Genomic DNA, 20,318 nt, shown 5'->3' on the forward strand with positions numbered 1-20,318 from the left:
ATACAATTTACAAATAAAAATCCCAACCGTAAGCGATTGGGATCTATAATATCGTTTAAAACTAGCTGTTCATTAAACGTCTATTTTCGCATAGCGTGCATTTTTCTCGATGAACTCCCGACGTGGCGCTACCTCATCGCCCATCAGCATAGAGAAAATACGATCGCATTCTGCGGCATTCTGAATGGTCACCTGCCGTAATGTACGGTGTTCTGGATCCATTGTCGTTTGCCACAATTGCTCCGCGTTCATCTCACCAAGACCTTTGTATCGTTGAACGTTCACGGAATCTTCTTTTCCCTGTCCCTTCAAACGCTGGATTGCCGCTAAGCGCTGATCTTCGTTCCAAGCATATTCGAACTCTCTTCCTTTCTTCACCATGTACAATGGAGGCGTTGCGATGTAAACATAACCTTTCTCAATGAGCTCCTTCATGTAACGGAAATAGAAGGTCAGGATAAGTGTGGCGATGTGCGAACCATCCACGTCGGCATCCGTCATGATTACGATCTTATGGTACCGCAATTTTTCAAGATTCAGCGCTTTGGAATCTTCTACAGTCCCTACACTGACACCCAGCGCAGTAAACATATTCTTGATTTCCTCGTTTTCGTAAATCTTGTGCTCCATAGCCTTCTCCACGTTCAGGATCTTACCACGCAAAGGCATAATGGCTTGAAAGCGACGATTTCGACCTTGTTTAGCCGTTCCTCCCGCGGAGTCTCCCTCGACGAAGAAAATCTCGCATTTATCTGGATCATTATCCGAGCAGTCAGCCAGCTTGCCGGGTAAACCCGAACCGCCCATCACTGTCTTACGTTGCACCAGTTCGCGCGCTTTACGCGCTGCGGCACGTGCTTGAGCCGCAATAACCACCTTCTGCACGATGGCCTTAGCTTCACGAGGATTCTCTTCCAAGTATACGCCCAAGATCTCACCTACAGCGATATCTACGGCGCCCATCACCTCATTATTACCCAGCTTTGTTTTCGTTTGACCTTCAAACTGAGGCTCTGCGACTTTCACCGAAACTACAGCCGTCAACCCTTCACGAAAATCATCTCCCGTGATGTCGACTTTCAAGTTCTTCAATAAACCCGATTTGTCGGCATATGCTTTCAATGTACGTGTTAATCCTCTACGGAAACCTGCTACGTGAGTACCTCCCTCTATTGTGTTGATATTGTTAACGTAGGAATGTACATTTTCCGAATAGGTATCATTATACTGCAGGGCCAACTCAACAGGAATTCCTTGTTTAATGCCTTCCACGTGGATAGGATCCGGAATAAGTGGTTGACGCGTGCCATCCAAAAACTTCACAAATTCCTGAAGTCCACCTTCCGAGAAGTAAACGTCCGATTTTAGTGAGCCGTCTTCCAAAGTCTCCCGCTCATCAGTTAAGGTCAACCGCACCCCTTTATTCAAAAAGGCTAGTTCCCGCAAACGATTTGCTAAGGTGTCGTAGTTATAGATGGTTGTCATGGTAAAGATCTCCGCATCGGGATGGAAAGTTACCGTAGTTCCTGTTTTTTCACTTTCGCCGATTTCCTTAACATCGTACATCGGCTTTCCTTTTTCATACTCTTGTTGGAAGATCTTACCTTCACGGTGCACCACCGCAGAAAGGTGCGTAGACAGAGCATTCACACAGGAAACCCCAACACCGTGCAATCCGCCGGAAACCTTATACGTATCTTTATCAAACTTACCTCCGGCATGGAGTACCGTCATTACGAGCTCCAAGGCAGATTTATTCTCTTTTTTATTTATTCCTGTCGGAATACCGCGTCCGTTATCGCTAACGGAAATAGAATTATCCTCGTGAATATTCACCAAGATATCCGTACAATAACCTGCTACAGCCTCGTCGATAGAGTTATCCACCACCTCATACACCAAATGGTGCAATCCCTTTACACCGGTATCACCGATATACATGGAAGGTCTCTTACGTACCGCCTCTAATCCTTCTAAAACCTGGATATTATCAGCCGAATACGTCGACGTATTTTTATTTTCTTCGCTCATGAAATTAAATTAAAATGAGTACCGTTTAACATTCAAAAATACGATTTTTTTCGCTAAAAATCAAACTTAAGACGGAATAGGACACTTAAAAAAGCAGCCCTCAGGGAGAGCGCTAACGGTATATTTTTCGAAGATTCCAATGCTGAAATGGGGAAATCTAAATTTTTTATATTAGGTTTGCTTGTTGAAAGATTAAAACTTGAAAATTTAGATTAGAATGAATAAACTATTCACAACAGTAACTAAAGTATCCTTGGGCTTGGCCCTAGCTGTCGCGACGGTATCCTGTAATCAAAACGCAAACACTGGAACGGCCAGCAGCAAAGATTCCACAGCTGCCAAAACGACAACCGATACAAAAGAAGAGAAGATCGTCTACATCAATTCCGACACCTTATCTGAAAAATACGAGTATTTTAAAGACATTCGCGCAAAACTTGAGGCGAAAGTAAAAAAAGCACAAAGTGACCTCCAATCTAAAGGACAGGCTTTCCAACGCGAAGTAGCAGACTTCCAACAGAAAGCAGCTACGATGAGTGCTTCCGAGCGCCAGGCTACGGAAGAAAAATTATCACGTAAGCAGCAAGAACTCGGCCGTTTAGACCAAAATGCGTCGGCGTCAATCCAACAAGACGAATCCACGGAATTCAATAATGTTTATAACGCTATCACCGAATACCTGAAGAAACATGCCGAGGATAATGGCTACACATTAGTTTTGACCTATTCCAAGTCGAATCCTACGGTTCTTTATGCCGACTCGAAATTGGATATCACGGCTGACGTAATTGACGCTCTGAACAAGGAATATAAAACCAAAAAGGCGAACGAAAAGAAATAGTTTTCCTACACAAATAGGAAAAAGGCTTCTCCAAAGATCGGAGAAGCCTTTTTTATTTGCTTTTCAATCATTTGATTGATACATTGCCATCGATTAAACATCATCTATGGTCAGGAACATATTGCTCGACACTGAAGCTCCATTTACTTGGATCGATATTCTCGAACCGGAGCTAGCAGACTTTGCAGATTTAAAAGAACGGTTTCAGCTACATGAAGCCTCGATAAAAGACTGCTTGCAAATCGGGCAGCTTCCTAAGATCGAAGAATTTGAGCATTACCATTTCTTGATCATTCGCTCGATACCGCGCAAGTTTGATAACTTCTCCGATACGTTAACCGAAATTACGGAACGTGTTTCTGTATTCTTTGGCGAAAATTTCGTGATAACGGTACATCGGGGACAGATTGACTATTTGGAAAAAATGGTAGACAACTTCCCGCTATCCAAACTACACTCGAGCAAGTTATTCATCAACCACCTGACCTCCGAAGCATTAAAAACCTTTGAAAATTTGGTGATCAACAAATTGAATAAACAGCTCGACAGCTATGAAGAAATGGTATTTCTTCATAAACGACGGAAGGACTTTCTAAGACAACTCTACTATATAAAGCGGCAAATTGATCTTATCCGTATTATCTTGACCCTCTACAAAGACATTGTGGACTTCTTTCATCTCAGTGCCTTCAAGAACATCTATACGCAAGATTTGAAAGACATCTATGCGCGTTCCTCATCGCTCTACCGCAATATCTCCGAAAATACGGCGCAACTATTGTCGGTATACTTTAATATCGAATCCAACCACACGAACGACATCATGCGCACACTAACCATTATCTCGGTTTTCTTTATGCCATTGACTTTCATAGTTGGTGTGTATGGCATGAACTTCGATAACATGCCAGAGCTCGATTGGTATTACGGATACCCAGCCGTAATGATTGCGATGGCTTTACTAGCTTTACTGATCTACTATTGGTTTAAAAAACGGAAATGGCTTTAACATACTCGAGGTAACCTATCTCTTTTTAGGTGTAGTTGCAATAAAGTCTTTTAGGTAAAAGGGTTCGAAATACACCAAATCGACAAATTGTTCACTCCGGTATTTTTCATAGGCCAAGCCTGATAGAAAATCGGCACTATTGGCGAAATGGGATATAACCTCTACCTGAGGGTCTTCAGCAAACAAGGTCTCAAACTTATCCGCTCCACTTCCGAAGAGCACGAAACGCTGTTGATTACTATACTGCCCGAAGAAATCGGCATCAATAATACAGGCTTCTGTATCCCGAATCTTAACACCTGCATCATCATATTTCGCCAAATAAACTTCCATGCGGCGCGCATCGATCATCGGAACCAAAACATTTCCCATAACCAACTCTGGTAGCTGTTCCTTAAACCCAGCTAACATTGCGTCTAAGGTGTTTATTGCAATTAAAGGAATATTCATTCCGTAACACAAGCCTTTTGCTGTAGAGACGCCAATACGAAGTCCGGTATACGATCCTGGCCCCATGCTTACAGCCACAGCGTCAAGGTCCTCCATAGCGATACCGGCCTCGACAAGCAACTGGTCGATGAAAACGGTTAAATGACTGGCGTGCAAATTAGGCTCGTCAGCATCGATTTTGCCAACTGTTTTCCCATTTTTACTGACAGCAACGGCACATACAGGGGTTGCTGTTTCTATCTGTAGTACAAAGATATCTTTCATAGCTGATTAAGGTACAGGGTCATGACCGTGACCACCCCAAGGATTGCACCTCAAAATGCGTCGAATTGCCATTAGACCACCCTTGAAGGGACCATATTTTAGAATTGCTTCTTTTCCATATTGAGAACAAGTAGGCGTATAACGGCAATTGGCACCTAGAAACGGAGAGATAAAAAGCTGATAGAAGCGAATGATTAAAACGAACAAACCTTGTAAAGGCCATTTAATCACCCATTTCCAAATAACGTTTAGTACTTTCATCTTTTAATCTTCCCAATACCAATTCCATCCGCTGGTGAAGCTGCGCCGAGGGCAACATTTCTTTTCCAACATATTGGAAGGCTACAAGCAAATGTAAGGAATGTTCATCAAGAAATCCAGTCAGAATTGCCTTTTGAAGGCGATATGCTTCTCGCATATGCCGTTTTAGGAAATTACGATCCACCGCTCTTTTGAACCTTCTTTTCGAAACCGAAAGAATGCAACGCACCATCGGCGCATTGACACTGTCCAAATCATTGCTGCGGATAAAGACCACGCGATAGGGGTATAATACAAAAGAAGAACCGTTATGGAAAAGACTTTCAATAAGTCTTTTACTACATAGCCGTTCTTCTTTTTTAAATGTATAGCTCATGGTGACAATACGCCGGCTCATAGGCTCGGAGGAGTCACCGGCAACATTACTATCCTTTGTGACGGTATTCGTCTGATACAGTAAGGCGTTTTCTACCTTTAGCTCTACGAGAAGCCAATACTCTTCTACCGTTAGCCGTACTCATACGCTCTTTGAATCCGTGCTTATTTCTTCTTTTTCTTTGCGAAGGCTGAAATGTTCTTTTCATGACGCTATTATGCTTGTTTTTATATTTTTGTTCAATCCGTCCCTAATAAGGGGAATGCAAAAGTACAGTTAATTTGTATAAGAAGCAAACAAAGTTTCAAAATTTTCCATTGCCCCACAAATAATGTTTAACAGAAATATGCCGATGTACTTAAGCAATTTCTAAGGTTAGGTGCTCTTTCTTATTTGTTGCGAAGAATATCCCTGATTTCGGTCAATAAGACTTCTTCTTTAGAAGGTGCTGGTGGTGCCGCTGGGGCCGCTTCTTCTTTCTTTTTCAAAGAATTTAACCCCTTAATCACTAGAAATATACAGAATGCAACGATGATAAACTGAATAACCACGTTCACAAACGTTCCATAGTTGATGGCAACCTCTGCCACACCTGCGGCTTCATCAGCTGCCGTCATCACATATTTAAGGTTGCTGAAATCGACACCTCCCGTTATAAAACCTATTGGAGGCATGATAATATCATTTACTAAGGAGGTGACAATCTTTCCGAACGCACCACCGATAACAACACCGACAGCCAGATCGACGACACTGCCGCGCATTGCAAATTCCTTAAACTCTTTAAAAAATCCCATAATGTGTTATTTATAAGTAATCGATAAACAAAGATGAAAATTAATTTTAGAAAACCACGTTTTAGTACAATTTTTCCGATTTAATTTAAGCAATTTTTTATTTAGTTAGACAATTTATGGCAACGCATTAACTGACTTTTTTTATATCTTTGTTAAAGGGCTGCATTCATTTCAGTTCGTGCGCTTTGAAAATTAAACTGTGTCAAGTACAATGAAAAAAATATTAATTGCCGACGACCATAGTATTGTCCGACTGGGAGCATCATTTATTATTAAGGAGCTCATTCCTGACGCGACCATACTGCAAGCAGAAACGTATGACGAAGTTTATACGGAGCTGAAAAAGGACACCGTCGACTTATTACTTCTGGACATTAACATGCCGGGAGGGAACAATATCAAAATGGTGAAAGAGATCTTAGAAATACAGCCACAGGTGAAGATCTTGATATTTTCTTCTTACGAGGAAAACCTGTATGCACTGCGTTATATCAGCGCTGGGGCGAGTGGCTACTTGCACAAAAACACCGCTATGTCGGAGTTGAAAAATGCGATTCAAAGTATCAGCACCAGAGGACGATATATGTCTGAGGCGGTGAAGGAATTATACATCCAGAAACTGACGACCAGCAAGTCTTCGTTCGACGGGAAGGATCAGTTACGAAAATTATCTAACCGTGAAATGGATGTAGCGAAACACCTTATCAAAGGATTGGGTATTTTAGATGTAGCCAACCTTATGGAACTTAGTTCCTCGACGGTAAGTACCTACAAAAGTAGGATTTTCGAGAAATTGAATGTCAGCAACCTTCCAGAACTGATTGAACTTTTCAAACTACACGATGAAGAGCAACATTAATTGTTGCTCTTCATTATGCTATTTATTATCGATACTGCTTAAAGCAATTGATCGATCGTAACATCGGGTATGTCCTGCACATCAGGCAAAACCAATGCCTTCCCTTTTTGATAAACATATCCTTCTTCTTGAGTTAAATCCCAAAGTAATGGGGATAAAAACCGAATACAGTTGGCAAAGCCTTGGTTTGTCGCTTTTATGTTGCCCGTATCCTTGGAATTCTTAGCTTCGTTTTCGATCTCGAAAGGTCCATCGAAGCCGCGACGGTGTAGTGCAGCGACGAAGTCATTCCAATCCATATGATCAGACCCACCAAAGCCTGGCAGCATGGCCTCGTAATGGTGCCTATCCCAATCATGTTGCGGAATAGTAACCCCAGCTTCTTTGGCCAAAGAAGGATCTACATATTGCATAGGATACATCCCACCCCACTCTATTCGCGCATTGCTCTTCAAATTGCGTGTTGTCTTAACATGAATTCTTTTCAAGCGTGAGATATCCATTTGCTCGATCACATCCACGGGATTTGTATTCTGCCAAATATCATGCGAAGGATCATATATCTCCCCATGTGCTTTACTAGGCACCATAGCGTACATTAATTTACGGGCAGCCAATACAGCGGGGAGGTTGTTGTAAGTACTCGTATAGTGAGAAGAGCGCCAGCCTTCCATAGGGCAATTTTCATATACAATGGTTACCCCTAAATCTTCCGCATACCTGACGATAGGCCCGAAAACGCGCTTATACTCATCTAAGTTCTTTTGGAAACCATCAATTTCATTTCCCAGCTCATGGTTGTACCCAACGAAGGTACCAACTTTAACATCATTCCTATCGCCACCCAGCAGATAGGCGATACGAATAAGGCGCAATAAGTGATTTTGGTTTTTGATCCTTTCACTCGGATCGCCACCGATCATATTTTCAAAAGCGCCCAACGACAATCGAAGATCCGCCTTATTGAATTTATCAATCAAGGCACGAGCATCATCGACCGAGAAGTTCTCATAAGCCAAGTGTGTTGCCGTATGATCTGCACGTGTACCATCTTTCCTGAACACACATAAATCAATACCTTGGGCACCAACTTCTTTCGAGGTATGGATAAGTTCATCTAAAGACAACTTATCATATGCGGAGCTCATCACCCAAATCGGATTATTTAGTTTATCTGCCATAAAATTCACTTTGTTTTACCCGTAAATATACCAAAAAAGCCCTTAAAAAGGGCTTCTCGTATTCGCTATATAGGAAATTCTCTATTTCTGGTTCTTTAACTCCTGTATCCCTAGACGCAAATCCTGCGACAGATTTTTAATGTCCTGCAAGCCTTTTCTAACGCGTGTGCCGGCAGCGCTATTTCCTTTTACAAAGAATTTGTCTGCATCAACTTCCAAGCCATCAACCAATGCTTTCAGCTCTTTGAATTTATCAAAATTAGCCATAATTGAAATGATTTAAGTGTTATAATCTATTAATAATTAACTGTTTTATAAAAATAGTACCTTTTGGCAAATAAAAAAATTTTTATAAAAAAAAGACAGCATAAATGCTGTCTTTTTCTAAATAGGATACGTTTTAGTCGACGTTATCGTGCAAAAACGAATTATTGGGTCTAATTTCTGTTTCACCATCATCAAAAGACAACGTAAAACGAGAAACCTGCGATTGCGAGGAATGTGGAACGTCTTCCAAAGATTTTTGCCGTCTTTTATAAGCGGGCTCATTCTCCAATTCCTGCAGACCATTGCTTGATTTCAATTTCATGCTCAATTCCTTCAAACGCAAGATACGTTCTTTCGTTTTCATCAATTGATCTTCAAAATCGATCTCTTTTGGCTCTGTGGGAACTGCAGGAGCCTCACTAAAGGTATTCCTTACAACAGGCGTTACCTCTGGTTCTGCATCTTTCTCATTTGCACCACTGTAAGCATCAAAAACAGAAGGAAGTTTAAATTCGAACATCGAGGGCGACGTCTTCAATTCAAATCCGCCGTTATTTTGTACCGGGACTTCTTCTTCTTGTTCAGGCTCATCAAAACTCAAGGTATGACGTATTACCTGTGGCTCTTCATTTTTCAAGATAGAAGAATGAATAGGCTTTGGCGAGGTGAACAGATCTACCTGTGGCTGTGCAGACATGCTTGTTGGCTCAACCGCGATGGAATTCTGCACAGGCTTAATATATGTTTGTTGGGTTGTTGCTGGCTCTTGCTTTGCAACAAACTGATTTTGAACCACTGGCTTAACAAACTGATTCGCTACAGGCTCAGGGGTTAAGGGTAACGCTATTTTTTCTTTTTCTTTCTCTTTTACGCGCTCTTCGGCTGTCTGAAAACCTGTGGCAATGATGGTTACGGACAGCTCGTCTTCAAAATTTTCATCGATACAATTACCCCAAATCAAATCTGCGGATAGGCCAGCTTTCTCTTGGATGTAATCTGTTACAATAGCAACTTCATCCATCGTTACTTCCTTCCTACCGGAGGTGATATTTAATAGAATATAACGTGCTCCTTCGATTTCGTTATCTTTCAATAATGGGGATGCCAACGCACCAGTAACCGCTTCAATAGCACGATTTTCGCCCGTAGCAATGGCATTACCCATGATAGCTACACCACTATCGTTCATCACGGTACGTACATCTTTGAAATCGACGTTGACATATCCAGGGATCGTGATAATTTCCGCAATACCTTTCGCTGCTGTCGTTAAAATATCGTCGGCTTTAGCAAACGCTGCCGTCATCGTCAAATTACCAAATATTTCACGCAAGCGATCATTGGAAATAACCAAATAGGAGTCAACATATTTGCGCAACTCTTCCAAACCTTCTTCAGCTTGAGAGCGGCGTCGTTTACCTTCGAACGTAAATGGAGTAGTGATGATCGCGACAGTAAGTATACCAAGCTCCTTTGCTGCTTTAGCCAACACCGGACTTGCACCAGTACCTGTTCCACCGCCCATTCCTGCTGTAATGAAAAGCATCTTCGTGTTGGTTCCCAACATACGCTTGATGTCTTCAATACTTTCAATAGCCGAATTCTCGCCTACATCTGGATCAGCACCGGCACCCATACCTTCTGTCAAACTCGCTCCCAACTGTACCTTATTCGGAATAGGACTCAACTCCAACGCCTGCGCATCCGTATTACAAACGATGAAATCTACACCACTAATCCCCTGCTTGTACATGTGGTTAACGGCATTGCCTCCGCCACCACCAACACCAATAACCTTGATTATCGATGATTGTTCCTTTAACATTTCAAATTGTATCGACATAAAATAACCCTATTTAACTCTTGCTAAACCACTTAGATAATCCCCCATAGGTTCAACAATTCCAATGTAATAATACCAAATTATTCACCATAGTTTTCCACAATTGTTAAATTGTGGAAAAAACCTCACTTGTGGAAAACTTACTTTTTCCCGATAAAAGTATCGTCATCTATTCCCGCATCATCCTTGATAAAATCGGAGAGGATTTTGGTGAACCAACTCTCTTTTTTACGCTTTTCTTCTGCGATTTCGGTAACCTTTTCTTTGCTCACTTTCTTCGTCACCATCTCCTGTTGAGTAGCCTCATCTTCCTCAATGGCTTGCACCCCTTTTATCAATAAACCGATCGAAGTAGCATACATCGGGCTTTTCAACTCCTCCAAGGCTTGCTTATTTAGCATTTCAGTCTTCGCCAAATATTCGTTCGGATAGCCGATGCGACAACCTATGCCGGTGATATACTCTACCAACTGCACCAAATGCTTCAACTGTGCACCGCCACCAGTGATAACGATGCCAGCAATCAAACGATCTTCATAGCCTGATGATTTGATTTCATAATATACGTGCTCAATGATTTCTTCCATCCGTGCCTGAATAATATAGGCTAGATTCTTAACCGAAATCTCTTTCGCTTCACGTCCACGGATACCGGGCACGCAGATTACCTCGTTATCTTTATTTTCATCGGCCAACGCAGATCCGTAACGAACTTTAAGTTGCTCCGCTTGGTTGCGCAACACCGAACAACCTTGTTTAATATCTTCTGTAACAATATTTCCGCCTAAAGGAATAACTGCCGTGTGGCGAATTATACCTTCATGGAAGATGGCTACATCCGTAGTACCGCCACCAATATCAACCAGCACAACACCAGCAGTTTTCTCTTCTTCGTCCAACACAGCTTCAGACGAGGCAAGAGGTTCCAATACCAACGAAGACACTTCAAGATCAGCATTATCCACACAGCGTTTGATATTACGGATATCCGTGACCCGGCCCGAGATGATATGGAAATTAGCTTCCACACGACGGCCCGCCATCCCGATAGGCTCTTTAATTCCCGGCTCGTTATCGATGGTAAATTCCTGCGGTAGTACATGGATAATCTCTTCCCCTGGAGGAAGCACCAACTTGTACATATCCGAGATCAATTGCTCTACATCTAATCGACCTACCTCATCGTAATCGCGCTTGGTAAGAATACCGCGGTGCTGAATACTTTTGATATGCTGTCCGGCGATACCTACGTTAACGACTTTAATATCCACATTCGATTGACCTTCCGCAATGGCGACGGCTTCCCGGATACTGCTTACGGTCTTTTGAATGTTGGCAACCACTCCGCGATTCACACCTGAAGACTCGGCTTTCCCCACCCCCAACAGCTCAATCTTCGTACTACCACTACGACGACCCACTGTCACGCAAATCTTCGTGGTTCCGATATCCAATCCTACGATGATCGGATTCTCCTTTTCGTTTTCTGCTAATCTTGGTTTCATATGCTGTGTATTTGTTGCTGTATATTACTATTACTGTGTTACTTAATTCATTTTCATTTTTGTCTGCAAGCTATCGAGTATCCACCCTTCTTTACGCTCACAGATGATCTGGCCATCATACTTTACATTTACTCTTTCATAGGCATCCGAGCCCACGCGCGGTAAAATATTTTTATAGAAAACGACCAGTCTTTCTAATTTTTCATCCAATTTCATGGCATTTCCCAACACCAATTGCTGATTACCCACTCGCGGGACAATTTCTATATCGCCAGCGTCATTGACATAAAGCTGCACAATCTGGTTGCTCCATAATGGATCTCCTTTCACATGCTCAACAATGGTCACCAAATCTTTGACCAATTTAGTTTCTATCGTGTCCAACGCTTTCTTATACCCTTCTTTAATGTTTCCATTCGCCACGAGCACATGTGGAACGTAACGTAATGTCACCGGCACCTTTGCTCCTTTGGTATCGATATAATATTCATTTCCGGCTCTATTGACAATCCGTAAGACAACCTCGCGTTGTTGGACAGAAATTTGGAGCACGCCGTCCATATCCACATATATTTCTGCCGCCGATACGTAAGGCAATTGCATCAATGCCTGCTCTATTTCTTCAATCGGAATCTGCAACAGTGTCTTCCCGACAACGCTACCGAACTTAGCCTTCACCAAGTCCGAAATGTCGTGCTGATCGATAAATGCCTCTTTGCCTTCTACCATCACACGCATCGCGGTGCACACCTGCGCATTATCCTTCTTTTTCACCAAGCTCATCAACATACCTACCCCGACCAGCGCAACGACCACCAAACAGGCGTAGCCTATTAGCCTCCAAGGTATATTGCGCAATGTGTTAAGCATGTTGTAACAATTCCTTTAAAGGCTTCACAAGTCTATCAATGTCGCCGGCACCAACCGTCACGACCAAGTCGGGTTTTTCCTCCTTCACGATATCCAATACCATTGCAGGGGTTACCAAGCGCTTATTCTCCAAGTCAATTTTATCCAGCAGCCATGCCGAGTTAACGCCTTCTATCGGCAACTCGCGCGCAGGATAGATATCCATCAACAGAAGCTCATCCGCCATTCCTAACACTTCAGCAAAGCCGTCGATAAAATCTCTTGTGCGGCTGAACAAATGCGGCTGAAAGATCACGGTTAGCTTTTTCGAAGGATACAGCTTTCTCATGGATTCCAAAAAGGCGCGCAACTCTTCCGGATGGTGTGCATAGTCATCGATGTATGTAGCGGTCGCTGTACGCACGATGTATTCAAAGCGGCGTTTTGCGCCGCGAAAAGAAGTTAGAGCCTGGCGAATAGCTGCCTCATCGATCTGCAATGCTAACGCTACGGTGATGGCTGCAACAGCATTTTCCACATTATGAAGACCGGGGATCCCTAGATGTAAATCCGCCAATGAAACATCATCCTTTCCGATATAATCGAAATAAAATTCACCAGATACTACGCGAATATTTTTAGCGTAAGCGTCGCACACCTCCTCTTTGGCATAGCTCAACGTCCCAGTGAATGGAAGACCTTTTTTTACGATCGACAAACCATCATCCACCACCCTCTCCAAAAACAAATTGAAAGAATCAATCAAATGTTGCTCATCACCATAAATATCCAAATGGTCAGCATCCGCCGAGGTTACGACCGCGATATTGGGGTGCAGGGTGAGGAACGAGCGATCATACTCATCCGCCTCAACCACTACGACATTATTCGCGCCGTACAATACATTGCTGTTATAATTCGAACTGATTCCACCGAGGAAAGCCGAGCAGTCATAGCCTGAATCTTTTAAAATGTGCGCAATCATTGTAGAAGTCGTTGTCTTACCATGTGTTCCTGCAACAGCAATCGTAAACCGACTCGCACTGATAATACCTAAAACCTCGGATCGCTTATACAGTGTAAATCCTCTATCTAGGAAAAAGTTTTTCAATCCCAGATCTTTTGGCACCGCAGGCGTAAAAATCAACAATGTTTCTGGAGACAGCACTTGGTAAGCATCGGGAATTAAAGACACATCGTCTTGATAGATCACCTCTATCCCCTCTTGCGCCAACGCTTGGGTCAAGTCCGTTTCCGTCTTGTCATAACCTTTCACCTCACAGCCCAAATGATGAAAGTAACGAGCTAAACCGCTCATACCAATTCCTCCGATTCCGAGGAGATAAACACGTTTTATATGATCGAGATTCATCATTTATCTAATTAATTTTAACACTTCTTTTGCTATTGTTTCATCAGCATCCAACATAGCTAGCTTGCTAATTTGCTCGCTTAGCTCAAAACACTTTGCCTCGTCGTTCGCCAAAGAAATAATGGTATCGACCAAATTTGTTCGCGCGCTGATGTCAGACACCAGTATAGCCGCATCTTTACTGACCAAGGCCTTTGCATTCTTTGTTTGATGATCCTCCGCAACGTTGGGCGAAGGCACCAAAATAACCGGCTTACCTACAGCACACAACTCAGATATCGTCCCCGCTCCAGCGCGCGAAACGACAAAATCCGCAGCAGCGTAGGCATAATCCATACGTTGTAGGAATGGAAGCAACACCACATTAGCAGGCAATCTATCGACTAACGTATTTTTCAGCGCCTCATAGTAATAGCTCCCACATTGCCAAATAACTTGAATGTCCTGCTCAACGAAACTATCTAAACCTGCAAGCACACAATCATTTAGTGTCTTGGCACCTAAACTGCCTCCGGTGACTAATAACGTCTTTTTCCCTTCTTGCAAGCCAAAGGACGCCAAACCCTCCCGTTCCCGACCTTCAATTTGCACGGAGGATCGACGAATGGGATTTCCTGTTAGCAAGATCTTCTGCGCTGGAAAAAACTTATCCATTCCCTCGTAAGCCACACAAATCTTGCTCGCTTTTCTTCCCAGCCGCTTATTTGTAACGCCCGCGTACGAGTTTTGCTCTTGAATCAGCGTAGGCAGACCTAAAGCATTTGCCATCATCAACAAAGGCCCCGAAGCGTAACCGCCAACACCAACTGCAACATCAGCCTTGAAAGACTTGATCAAGCGTCTCGCTTTAAGCAGGCTATCCAGCATCTTAAACGGCAACCCCAGATTTTTCACTAAGGACTTACGGTCGATACCTTGAATATCCAAGCCCACAATCTCATAACCAGCAGCAGGGACGCGCTCCATCTCCATGCGACCGTTTGCACCGACGAACAAGATCTCGACATCGGGTTGCAACCGTTTTAAGGCATTGGCAATCGCTATCGCCGGAAAGATATGTCCTCCAGTTCCACCACCGCTTATGATTACTTTGTGTGCCATAATGCTATTAAATTGTTCCTACAACCACTTTCTTCGGCTTCGGAACTTCATATAACTCTTCTTTATCCTTTAACTCTTCTATATTCCGGCTCACGCTGAGGATAATCCCAAGAGCAACGCTCGTGAACAAAATAGACGTACCTCCCATACTCACCAGTGGCAAAGGCACCCCCGTCACAGGACCTAAACCAACCGCAACAGCCATGTTTGCCAACGCTTGGATCGTCAAACTAAAACCTAAACCCGCCGCCAAGAAAGCACCGAATGCCCGTGGACTCAACGTCACGATACGTATACAGCGATACATCAATGCCATATATAGCAGCAGCAATATTGCGCCACCAAGGGTACCGTATTCTTCGATGATGATGGCAAAAATAAAATCAGAGTAAGGGTGTGGCAATAAATTACGTCCAACACTGTTGCCTGCACCTTTGCCAAAAAATTCGCCAGACGCAATTGTCATCTTTGCTAAATTCGCCTGGTAATTTTTATCCTCTTGAAACGACACGGTTCCCGTCGTTGCCTCCTCTGTCTTGAAAAATCCTTCAATACGACTAAAGTAGGTAGCACGCCGAGGACCGACCGAAATAACGATAAGACCCAGTAAACCAACGCCTAACGAAACGATAGCGATCTGCTTAAAAGAAATCCGTCCGATCAGCAACAATAGAATACTCGTTCCAAAAAGCATCAATGCTGTCGACAAGTTAGCCCAAGCGATCAACACAAATACCGCACAAACTGCCCCCATTATTGGCGCAAATGACTTCTTTACGTCTTTAATATCCTCCTGTTTACGCGATAACATCCGCGCCAAAAACGTGATAAGCGCAAGCTTGGCCAAATCCGAAGTTTGAAATGTCTGGTTGATAACCGGGATCGTAACCCAACGGCTAGCATCGTTCACTTTATTTCCGCCTATCAACGTAAACAGCAGTAGCGGAATGGTGATAATCATTAGCAACTTCGAGATGCCAGCATAGTAGCGATAATCCAGTTTATGGGACAAGTACATCAGGCCTATACCAATGGCGATGATCGAGAAATGCTTAAAAAGATAGAGCTCAGTACCTTTACCTTCCTTGTAAGCGAGCGTCCCTACAGAGCTATAAACAGCCAATAGCGACCAACCGGACAATACGATCACAATGATCCATATCCATTTATCTCCTTTTAATTTACTAAAAATCTGATCCATCACCGTATGCGTTTATTAAGCCTTACAATGCCATTACTGCTTCTTTAAATTTATCGCCTCTTTCTTCGTAGTTCTTGAACCAGTCAAAGCTTGCACAAGCCGGTGATAACAACACCGTATCGCCTTTTTTCGATAGGTGCGACGCCATCTCTACTGCTTCTTGCATCGAAGAGCTGTTCACAATAACATCCGTATCATCTTCAAAGGATTCATGAATGCGCACGGTATCTTTTCCAATGCACACAATCGCTTTTACCTTCGCTTTCACCAAGTCACGAAGCATCTCATAATCGTTCCCTTTATCCACACCTCCCATAATAAGGATAATGTCGGGAGAGAAGCTTTCCAGTGCATACCAAACCGAATTGACATTTGTCGCTTTCGAATCGTTGATATAGTTCACCCCTCCGATACAGGCCACATGCTCTAAGCGATGTTCAATATTGACATATGAACTCATACTTTCCTTCATCGTCTGGTTGCGCAACTCCATAGCTTTGGCAACCAAGCCCGACGCCATGTTATTGTAGACGTTATGTTTTCCCTGTAATGATAGTTCTTCAATATTCATCGCAAAAATTTCTTTGTTAGGTATGTTAATTACAATATTTTTATGTTCGTCCAAATAAGCACCTCGCTCTAGCACTTCCCTTTGCGTAAAAGGAAGGTGTAGTGCTTTCGTTTCATACAACGGCAGTGCTTTCGCCGTCTCTTCATCATCCAAGCAATAGATAAAATAATCTGCTTCCGTTTGATTGCGCACCATCCTAAATTTGGAGGCCACGTAATTCTCCAATCGATAATCGTAGCGATCCAAATGATCGGGCGTAATGTTCAGGATGACGGCAACATCAGCCCTAAATTGATACATATCGTCCAACATAAAGCTGGATATCTCTAGGACATATATGTCATAGTCTTCTCGAGCTACTTGAAGAGCAAAGCTTTTACCTATATTACCTGCCAATCCCACGTTCACGCCTGCCTTCTGCAACATGTAGTATGTCAGCATGGTCGTCGTCGATTTGCCGTTCGATCCCGTGATACAATACAGCTTAGCATCCGTATACTGAGCAGCAAACTCAATCTCTGAGATCACAGGCACATTAGATGCCTTCAGAGCTTTCACCAAAGGTGCTTTCTCCGGTATTCCTGGACTCTTCACCACGAGCTCCGCCTGCAAAATACGTTCTTCACTATGCTGCAGCTCCTCGAAAGCGATCCCTTCAGCCAACAATGTTGCCTTGTAGTGCTCTGCTATCGGTCCCTTGTCCGACACGAACACATCGAAGCCTTTATCTTTAGCCAATACAGCTGCGCCGACACCGCTTTCGCCCGCGCCCAACACCACTAAAAATCCCGATTGCGGATAATATGTCGTTGCTATATTGGGCATGTTACCTAGTTTTTAATGTGACAATTGTTACAATGGCCAAGATGATGGATACGATAAAGAAGCGCATAACAATCTTGGATTCATGATATCCTTTTTTCTGATAATGGTGGTGTAATGGAGACATTAGAAAAATACGCCTCCCTTCCCCATATTTCTTTTTTGTGTATTTGAAGTAGGAAACCTGCAGAATGACGGACACGTTCTCTAAAAGAAACACACCGCACAACACCGGTATCAGCAATTCCTTACGAATCAAAATAGCAAAAGCCGCTATGATACCACCAATTGCCAAACTTCCCGTATCTCCCATGAAAACTTGTGCTGGAAAGGCGTTGTACCACAAAAAACCAGTACAAGCTCCAACAAATGCTCCCGCAAAAATCACCAGTTCGCCAGAGTTCGGGATATACATGATATTGAGGTAGTCCGAGAAAATAACGTTACCCGACACATAGGCCAAAATAGCCAAGGTAATACCAATGATTGCAGAAGTACCAGTAGCCAATCCATCAATTCCATCGGTGATATTCGCACCATTTGAAACCGCGGTAACGATAAAAACAACTACCACGAGAAAAACAATAAACGTGACCAAACTACCTTTTAGACCAAACATGCTCAAAACCTTTGCATAGTCGAATTCATTGTTTTTATAAAAGGGGATATTCGTCTTCGTCGATTTCACATTCTCGGCATAATAACGCTCGCCCGTTTGCGTATCGGTCATGATTTGTACCGCACGTGTTGAGGTAGGATTTGTGACTTCTTGACGCGACACAATCTCGGGATGAAAATACATCGTAATTGCGATCAACGTCCCCAACCCAACCTGACCAATAACCTTGAAACGCCCTGCAAGACCCTCTTTGTTTTTCTTGAAGACCTTGATATAATCATCTAAAAATCCAATTGCACCCATCCAGACCGTCGTCACGATCATGATGATCACATAAATATTATCCAATTTAGCGAATAGCAATGTAGGAATAAGGATCCCCGCAATGATGATCAAACCACCCATGGTAGGTGTTCCGGCCTTTTGTTTCTCGCCTTCCAGCCCGAGGTCGCGAACAGTCTCTCCGACTTGCCTGTTATGCAAGGCGCGAATAAGCCGACCGCCATATACCGTGGTAATAATCAACGAAACAATAACAGCCATAGCCGTACGGAACGAGATGTACTGAAACAACCCTGCACCGGGAATATGCACATGTTCTTGTAGCCAGCTAAATAAATAATATAACATTCTTCTTTATTATTGTTCGTTAAACGTTTGTTCTAATATCTCCCTATCATCAAAATGATGACGCTGTCCATTTACCTCTTGGTATTTTTCATGGCCTTTTCCTGCTACCAAAATAATGTCGCCAGGCTGCGCCAAATGACAGGCCGCTCGTATAGCTTCTTGACGTTCAGCAATCGTGAAGACATTCTTCCGATCTTTTGCCGTTATTCCTGCTTCCATATCCCGAATTATAGCCGCGGGATCTTCCGTTCTCGGGTTGTCCGACGTAAGGATCACACGATCGCTCAAGCGCACCGCCACAGCGGCCATTTCTGGGCGCTTCGTTTTATCCCGATCGCCACCACAGCCCAAAACCGTAATAATTTGCTGGTTGCCTGCACGTAAGTCGCGGATTGTAGACAGCACATTTTCCACCGCATCCGGCGTATGCGCATAATCCACGATACCAGCTACACCATTTGCCGAACGCACCACCTCAAAACGCCCCTCTGCACCACTGATCTCACTCATCGCAGTCAGCACTTTCATGGTCTCCTGCTCTAACAAAATAGCAGCACCATACACCGCCAACAGATTATATGCATTGAAACCACCCACGAGTTTCACCCAAAGCTCATGCCCGTCGATATTCAATAGCATGCCATCAAAGTGGCTTTCCACAATACGAGCTTTGAAATCGGTCATATTTTTTAAACCGTAGCTCTTCTTGTGCGCGAAGGTATTTTGCAACATGACCGAACCATTTTTATCATCAATGTTAGTCAGTGCAAAAGCGTAGCGATCGAGGTCATCAAAAAATTTCTTCTTCGCTTTAATATAGTGATCAAAAGTTCCGTGAAAATCCAAATGATCATGGGTGATATTCGTAAAAATACCTCCAGCGAAACGCAAGCCGGCGATGCGTTGTTGCACAACAGCGTGCGAGCTCACTTCCATAAAGCAATAGTCACAGCCGTCATCCACCATATCTCTTAACAAAGCGTTCAAGGCTAATGGATCCGGTGTGGTATGCGTTGCGGGAATGATCCGCTCACCTATTTTATTTTGTACCGTAGAAATCAGTCCTACGTGGTATCCCAAGTTCTCAAAGAGATTAAAGAGTAAAGTAGCCACCGTAGTCTTACCATTGGTCCCGGTTACGCCGACAAGCTTCAACTCCTTCGAAGGATCTCCATAAAAATTAGTCGCCAATAAACCCAGCACGTAGGAAGTGTCGTCTACTAACACATAGGTAACATCCTCTTGCAATGCTTCAGGCAATTCTTCCAATACTAGGACGCTTGCACCAAGCTCCAGTGCCGTATCGATATACAAATGTCCGTCGGTATGCACGCCACGAACCGCCACAAACATGCTGCTTGCAACAACCTTCCGCGAGTCGAAACATATCGACTGTACATCCAACTCGAGCGATCCTTCGAGCTGCTGTACTGGAATAGCGTGTAATAATTCTTTCAGCTTCATATTTA

At 43.3% G+C, this 20,318-nt stretch carries 20 protein-coding genes; 3 read left to right on the forward strand and 17 right to left on the reverse strand.

From position 1 onward, the window contains the following. Positions 1-72 precede the first annotated feature (72 nt). Positions 73-2,031 carry a DNA topoisomerase (ATP-hydrolyzing) subunit B gene (gene gyrB, locus SCB77_RS06750; protein ID WP_320185670.1) on the reverse strand — a complete coding sequence of 653 codons (1,959 nt, stop codon included), beginning with the start codon at positions 2,029-2,031 and terminating at the stop codon, positions 73-75. A 217-nt stretch (positions 2,032-2,248) separates the two neighbouring features. On the opposite strand from gyrB, the gene SCB77_RS06755 reads away from it, so the two are divergent. Together SCB77_RS06755 and SCB77_RS06760 are read left to right on the forward strand one after the other, a co-directional pair. After that, a complete protein-coding gene (locus SCB77_RS06755; RefSeq protein ID WP_320185671.1) occupies positions 2,249-2,872 on the forward strand; it encodes an OmpH family outer membrane protein in 624 nt (207 codons plus the stop codon). 106 nt (positions 2,873-2,978) lie between these two features. Next, complete coding sequence (locus SCB77_RS06760) at positions 2,979-3,881, forward strand: CorA family divalent cation transporter (protein WP_320185672.1); 903 nt, start codon at positions 2,979-2,981, stop codon at positions 3,879-3,881. A gap of 15 nt (positions 3,882-3,896) precedes the next feature. Here the strand turns inward: SCB77_RS06760 and tsaB are convergent, their stop codons facing one another. The 5 genes from tsaB to mscL form a co-directional block, all read right to left on the reverse strand. After that, complete coding sequence (tsaB, locus tag SCB77_RS06765) at positions 3,897-4,595, reverse strand: tRNA (adenosine(37)-N6)-threonylcarbamoyltransferase complex dimerization subunit type 1 TsaB (RefSeq protein ID WP_320185673.1); 699 nt, start codon at positions 4,593-4,595, stop codon at positions 3,897-3,899. Between the two features lie 6 nt (positions 4,596-4,601). Continuing rightward, entirely contained in the window at positions 4,602-4,856 is a 255-nt protein-coding gene (gene yidD / locus SCB77_RS06770; protein WP_320185674.1) for a membrane protein insertion efficiency factor YidD, read from the reverse strand. Further along, positions 4,819-5,232: a ribonuclease P protein component gene (locus SCB77_RS06775; RefSeq protein WP_320185675.1), complete on the reverse strand. Its 414-nt coding sequence runs from the start codon at positions 5,230-5,232 to the stop codon at positions 4,819-4,821. The genes yidD and SCB77_RS06775 overlap by 38 nt, the downstream gene beginning before the upstream one ends. A 49-nt stretch (positions 5,233-5,281) precedes the next feature. Further along, on the reverse strand, positions 5,282-5,440 hold the full coding sequence (rpmH, locus tag SCB77_RS06780; RefSeq protein WP_320185676.1) for a 50S ribosomal protein L34: 159 nt from the start codon (positions 5,438-5,440) through the stop codon (positions 5,282-5,284). Between the two features lie 181 nt (positions 5,441-5,621). After that, entirely contained in the window at positions 5,622-6,029 is a 408-nt protein-coding gene (gene mscL / locus SCB77_RS06785) for a large-conductance mechanosensitive channel protein MscL (RefSeq protein ID WP_320185677.1), read from the reverse strand. A 211-nt stretch (positions 6,030-6,240) separates the two neighbouring features. Between mscL and SCB77_RS06790 the strand changes: the two genes are divergently transcribed. Beyond that, complete coding sequence (locus SCB77_RS06790) at positions 6,241-6,888, forward strand: response regulator transcription factor (RefSeq protein ID WP_320185678.1); 648 nt, start codon at positions 6,241-6,243, stop codon at positions 6,886-6,888. Between the two features lie 38 nt (positions 6,889-6,926). Here the strand turns inward: SCB77_RS06790 and SCB77_RS06795 are convergent, their stop codons facing one another. The 11 genes from SCB77_RS06795 to SCB77_RS06845 form a co-directional block, all read right to left on the reverse strand. Beyond that, the gene (locus SCB77_RS06795) at positions 6,927-8,069 is read right to left on the reverse strand and encodes a sugar phosphate isomerase/epimerase family protein (RefSeq protein WP_320185679.1); all 1,143 of its coding nucleotides are present in this window, start codon (positions 8,067-8,069) and stop codon (positions 6,927-6,929) included. A gap of 81 nt (positions 8,070-8,150) precedes the next feature. Continuing rightward, positions 8,151-8,336: a histone H1 gene (locus SCB77_RS06800; protein ID WP_320185680.1), complete on the reverse strand. Its 186-nt coding sequence runs from the start codon at positions 8,334-8,336 to the stop codon at positions 8,151-8,153. A 133-nt stretch (positions 8,337-8,469) separates the two neighbouring features. Next, the gene (gene ftsZ, locus SCB77_RS06805) at positions 8,470-10,179 is read right to left on the reverse strand and encodes a cell division protein FtsZ (protein WP_320185681.1); all 1,710 of its coding nucleotides are present in this window, start codon (positions 10,177-10,179) and stop codon (positions 8,470-8,472) included. A gap of 140 nt (positions 10,180-10,319) precedes the next feature. Further along, positions 10,320-11,684, reverse strand: coding sequence for a cell division protein FtsA (ftsA, locus tag SCB77_RS06810; protein WP_320185682.1), 1,365 nt, complete (start codon positions 11,682-11,684; stop codon positions 10,320-10,322). 42 nt (positions 11,685-11,726) lie between these two features. After that, complete coding sequence (locus SCB77_RS06815) at positions 11,727-12,554, reverse strand: cell division protein FtsQ/DivIB (protein WP_320185683.1); 828 nt, start codon at positions 12,552-12,554, stop codon at positions 11,727-11,729. Beyond that, a complete protein-coding gene (murC, locus tag SCB77_RS06820; protein WP_320186611.1) occupies positions 12,547-13,905 on the reverse strand; it encodes a UDP-N-acetylmuramate--L-alanine ligase in 1,359 nt (452 codons plus the stop codon). Before murC ends, SCB77_RS06815 begins: the two co-directional genes overlap by 8 nt. Positions 13,906-13,908: 3 nt before the next feature. Then, the gene (gene murG / locus SCB77_RS06825) at positions 13,909-15,006 is read right to left on the reverse strand and encodes an undecaprenyldiphospho-muramoylpentapeptide beta-N-acetylglucosaminyltransferase (protein ID WP_320185684.1); all 1,098 of its coding nucleotides are present in this window, start codon (positions 15,004-15,006) and stop codon (positions 13,909-13,911) included. 7 nt (positions 15,007-15,013) lie between these two features. Beyond that, positions 15,014-16,207, reverse strand: coding sequence for an FtsW/RodA/SpoVE family cell cycle protein (locus tag SCB77_RS06830; RefSeq protein WP_320185685.1), 1,194 nt, complete (start codon positions 16,205-16,207; stop codon positions 15,014-15,016). Between the two features lie 22 nt (positions 16,208-16,229). Beyond that, positions 16,230-17,603: a UDP-N-acetylmuramoyl-L-alanine--D-glutamate ligase gene (gene murD, locus SCB77_RS06835; protein WP_320185686.1), complete on the reverse strand. Its 1,374-nt coding sequence runs from the start codon at positions 17,601-17,603 to the stop codon at positions 16,230-16,232. Between the two features lies 1 nt (position 17,604). Beyond that, positions 17,605-18,849 (reverse strand): phospho-N-acetylmuramoyl-pentapeptide-transferase, encoded by a 1,245-nt coding sequence (mraY, locus tag SCB77_RS06840; protein WP_320185687.1) that lies wholly within the window; start codon positions 18,847-18,849, stop codon positions 17,605-17,607. A gap of 9 nt (positions 18,850-18,858) precedes the next feature. Next, on the reverse strand, positions 18,859-20,313 hold the full coding sequence (locus SCB77_RS06845; protein ID WP_320185688.1) for a UDP-N-acetylmuramoyl-L-alanyl-D-glutamate--2,6-diaminopimelate ligase: 1,455 nt from the start codon (positions 20,311-20,313) through the stop codon (positions 18,859-18,861). Positions 20,314-20,318: the final 5 nt, after the last annotated feature.

The organism is Sphingobacterium bambusae, assembly GCF_033955345.1.
In the GTDB taxonomy this organism is placed as follows: domain Bacteria; phylum Bacteroidota; class Bacteroidia; order Sphingobacteriales; family Sphingobacteriaceae; genus Sphingobacterium; species Sphingobacterium bambusae.

Bases quoted from the DNA above. Each gene is read 5' to 3' on its own strand.
- gyrB (WP_320185670.1), bottom strand. From the start codon at position 2,031: ATGAGCGAAGAAAATAAAAATACGTCGACGTATTCGGCTGATAATATC.
- SCB77_RS06755 (WP_320185671.1), top strand. From the start codon at position 2,249: ATGAATAAACTATTCACAACAGTAACTAAAGTATCCTTGGGCTTGGCC.
- SCB77_RS06760 (WP_320185672.1), top strand. From the start codon at position 2,979: ATGGTCAGGAACATATTGCTCGACACTGAAGCTCCATTTACTTGGATC.
- tsaB (WP_320185673.1), bottom strand. From the start codon at position 4,595: ATGAAAGATATCTTTGTACTACAGATAGAAACAGCAACCCCTGTATGT.
- yidD (WP_320185674.1), bottom strand. From the start codon at position 4,856: ATGAAAGTACTAAACGTTATTTGGAAATGGGTGATTAAATGGCCTTTA.
- SCB77_RS06775 (WP_320185675.1), bottom strand. From the start codon at position 5,232: ATGAGCTATACATTTAAAAAAGAAGAACGGCTATGTAGTAAAAGACTT.
- rpmH (WP_320185676.1), bottom strand. From the start codon at position 5,440: ATGAAAAGAACATTTCAGCCTTCGCAAAGAAAAAGAAGAAATAAGCAC.
- mscL (WP_320185677.1), bottom strand. From the start codon at position 6,029: ATGGGATTTTTTAAAGAGTTTAAGGAATTTGCAATGCGCGGCAGTGTC.
- SCB77_RS06790 (WP_320185678.1), top strand. From the start codon at position 6,241: ATGAAAAAAATATTAATTGCCGACGACCATAGTATTGTCCGACTGGGA.
- SCB77_RS06795 (WP_320185679.1), bottom strand. From the start codon at position 8,069: ATGGCAGATAAACTAAATAATCCGATTTGGGTGATGAGCTCCGCATAT.
- SCB77_RS06800 (WP_320185680.1), bottom strand. From the start codon at position 8,336: ATGGCTAATTTTGATAAATTCAAAGAGCTGAAAGCATTGGTTGATGGC.
- ftsZ (WP_320185681.1), bottom strand. From the start codon at position 10,179: ATGTCGATACAATTTGAAATGTTAAAGGAACAATCATCGATAATCAAG.
- ftsA (WP_320185682.1), bottom strand. From the start codon at position 11,684: ATGAAACCAAGATTAGCAGAAAACGAAAAGGAGAATCCGATCATCGTA.
- SCB77_RS06815 (WP_320185683.1), bottom strand. From the start codon at position 12,554: ATGCTTAACACATTGCGCAATATACCTTGGAGGCTAATAGGCTACGCC.
- murC (WP_320186611.1), bottom strand. From the start codon at position 13,905: ATGAATCTCGATCATATAAAACGTGTTTATCTCCTCGGAATCGGAGGA.
- murG (WP_320185684.1), bottom strand. From the start codon at position 15,006: ATGGCACACAAAGTAATCATAAGCGGTGGTGGAACTGGAGGACATATC.
- SCB77_RS06830 (WP_320185685.1), bottom strand. From the start codon at position 16,207: ATGGATCAGATTTTTAGTAAATTAAAAGGAGATAAATGGATATGGATC.
- murD (WP_320185686.1), bottom strand. From the start codon at position 17,603: ATGCCCAATATAGCAACGACATATTATCCGCAATCGGGATTTTTAGTG.
- mraY (WP_320185687.1), bottom strand. From the start codon at position 18,849: ATGTTATATTATTTATTTAGCTGGCTACAAGAACATGTGCATATTCCC.
- SCB77_RS06845 (WP_320185688.1), bottom strand. From the start codon at position 20,313: ATGAAGCTGAAAGAATTATTACACGCTATTCCAGTACAGCAGCTCGAA.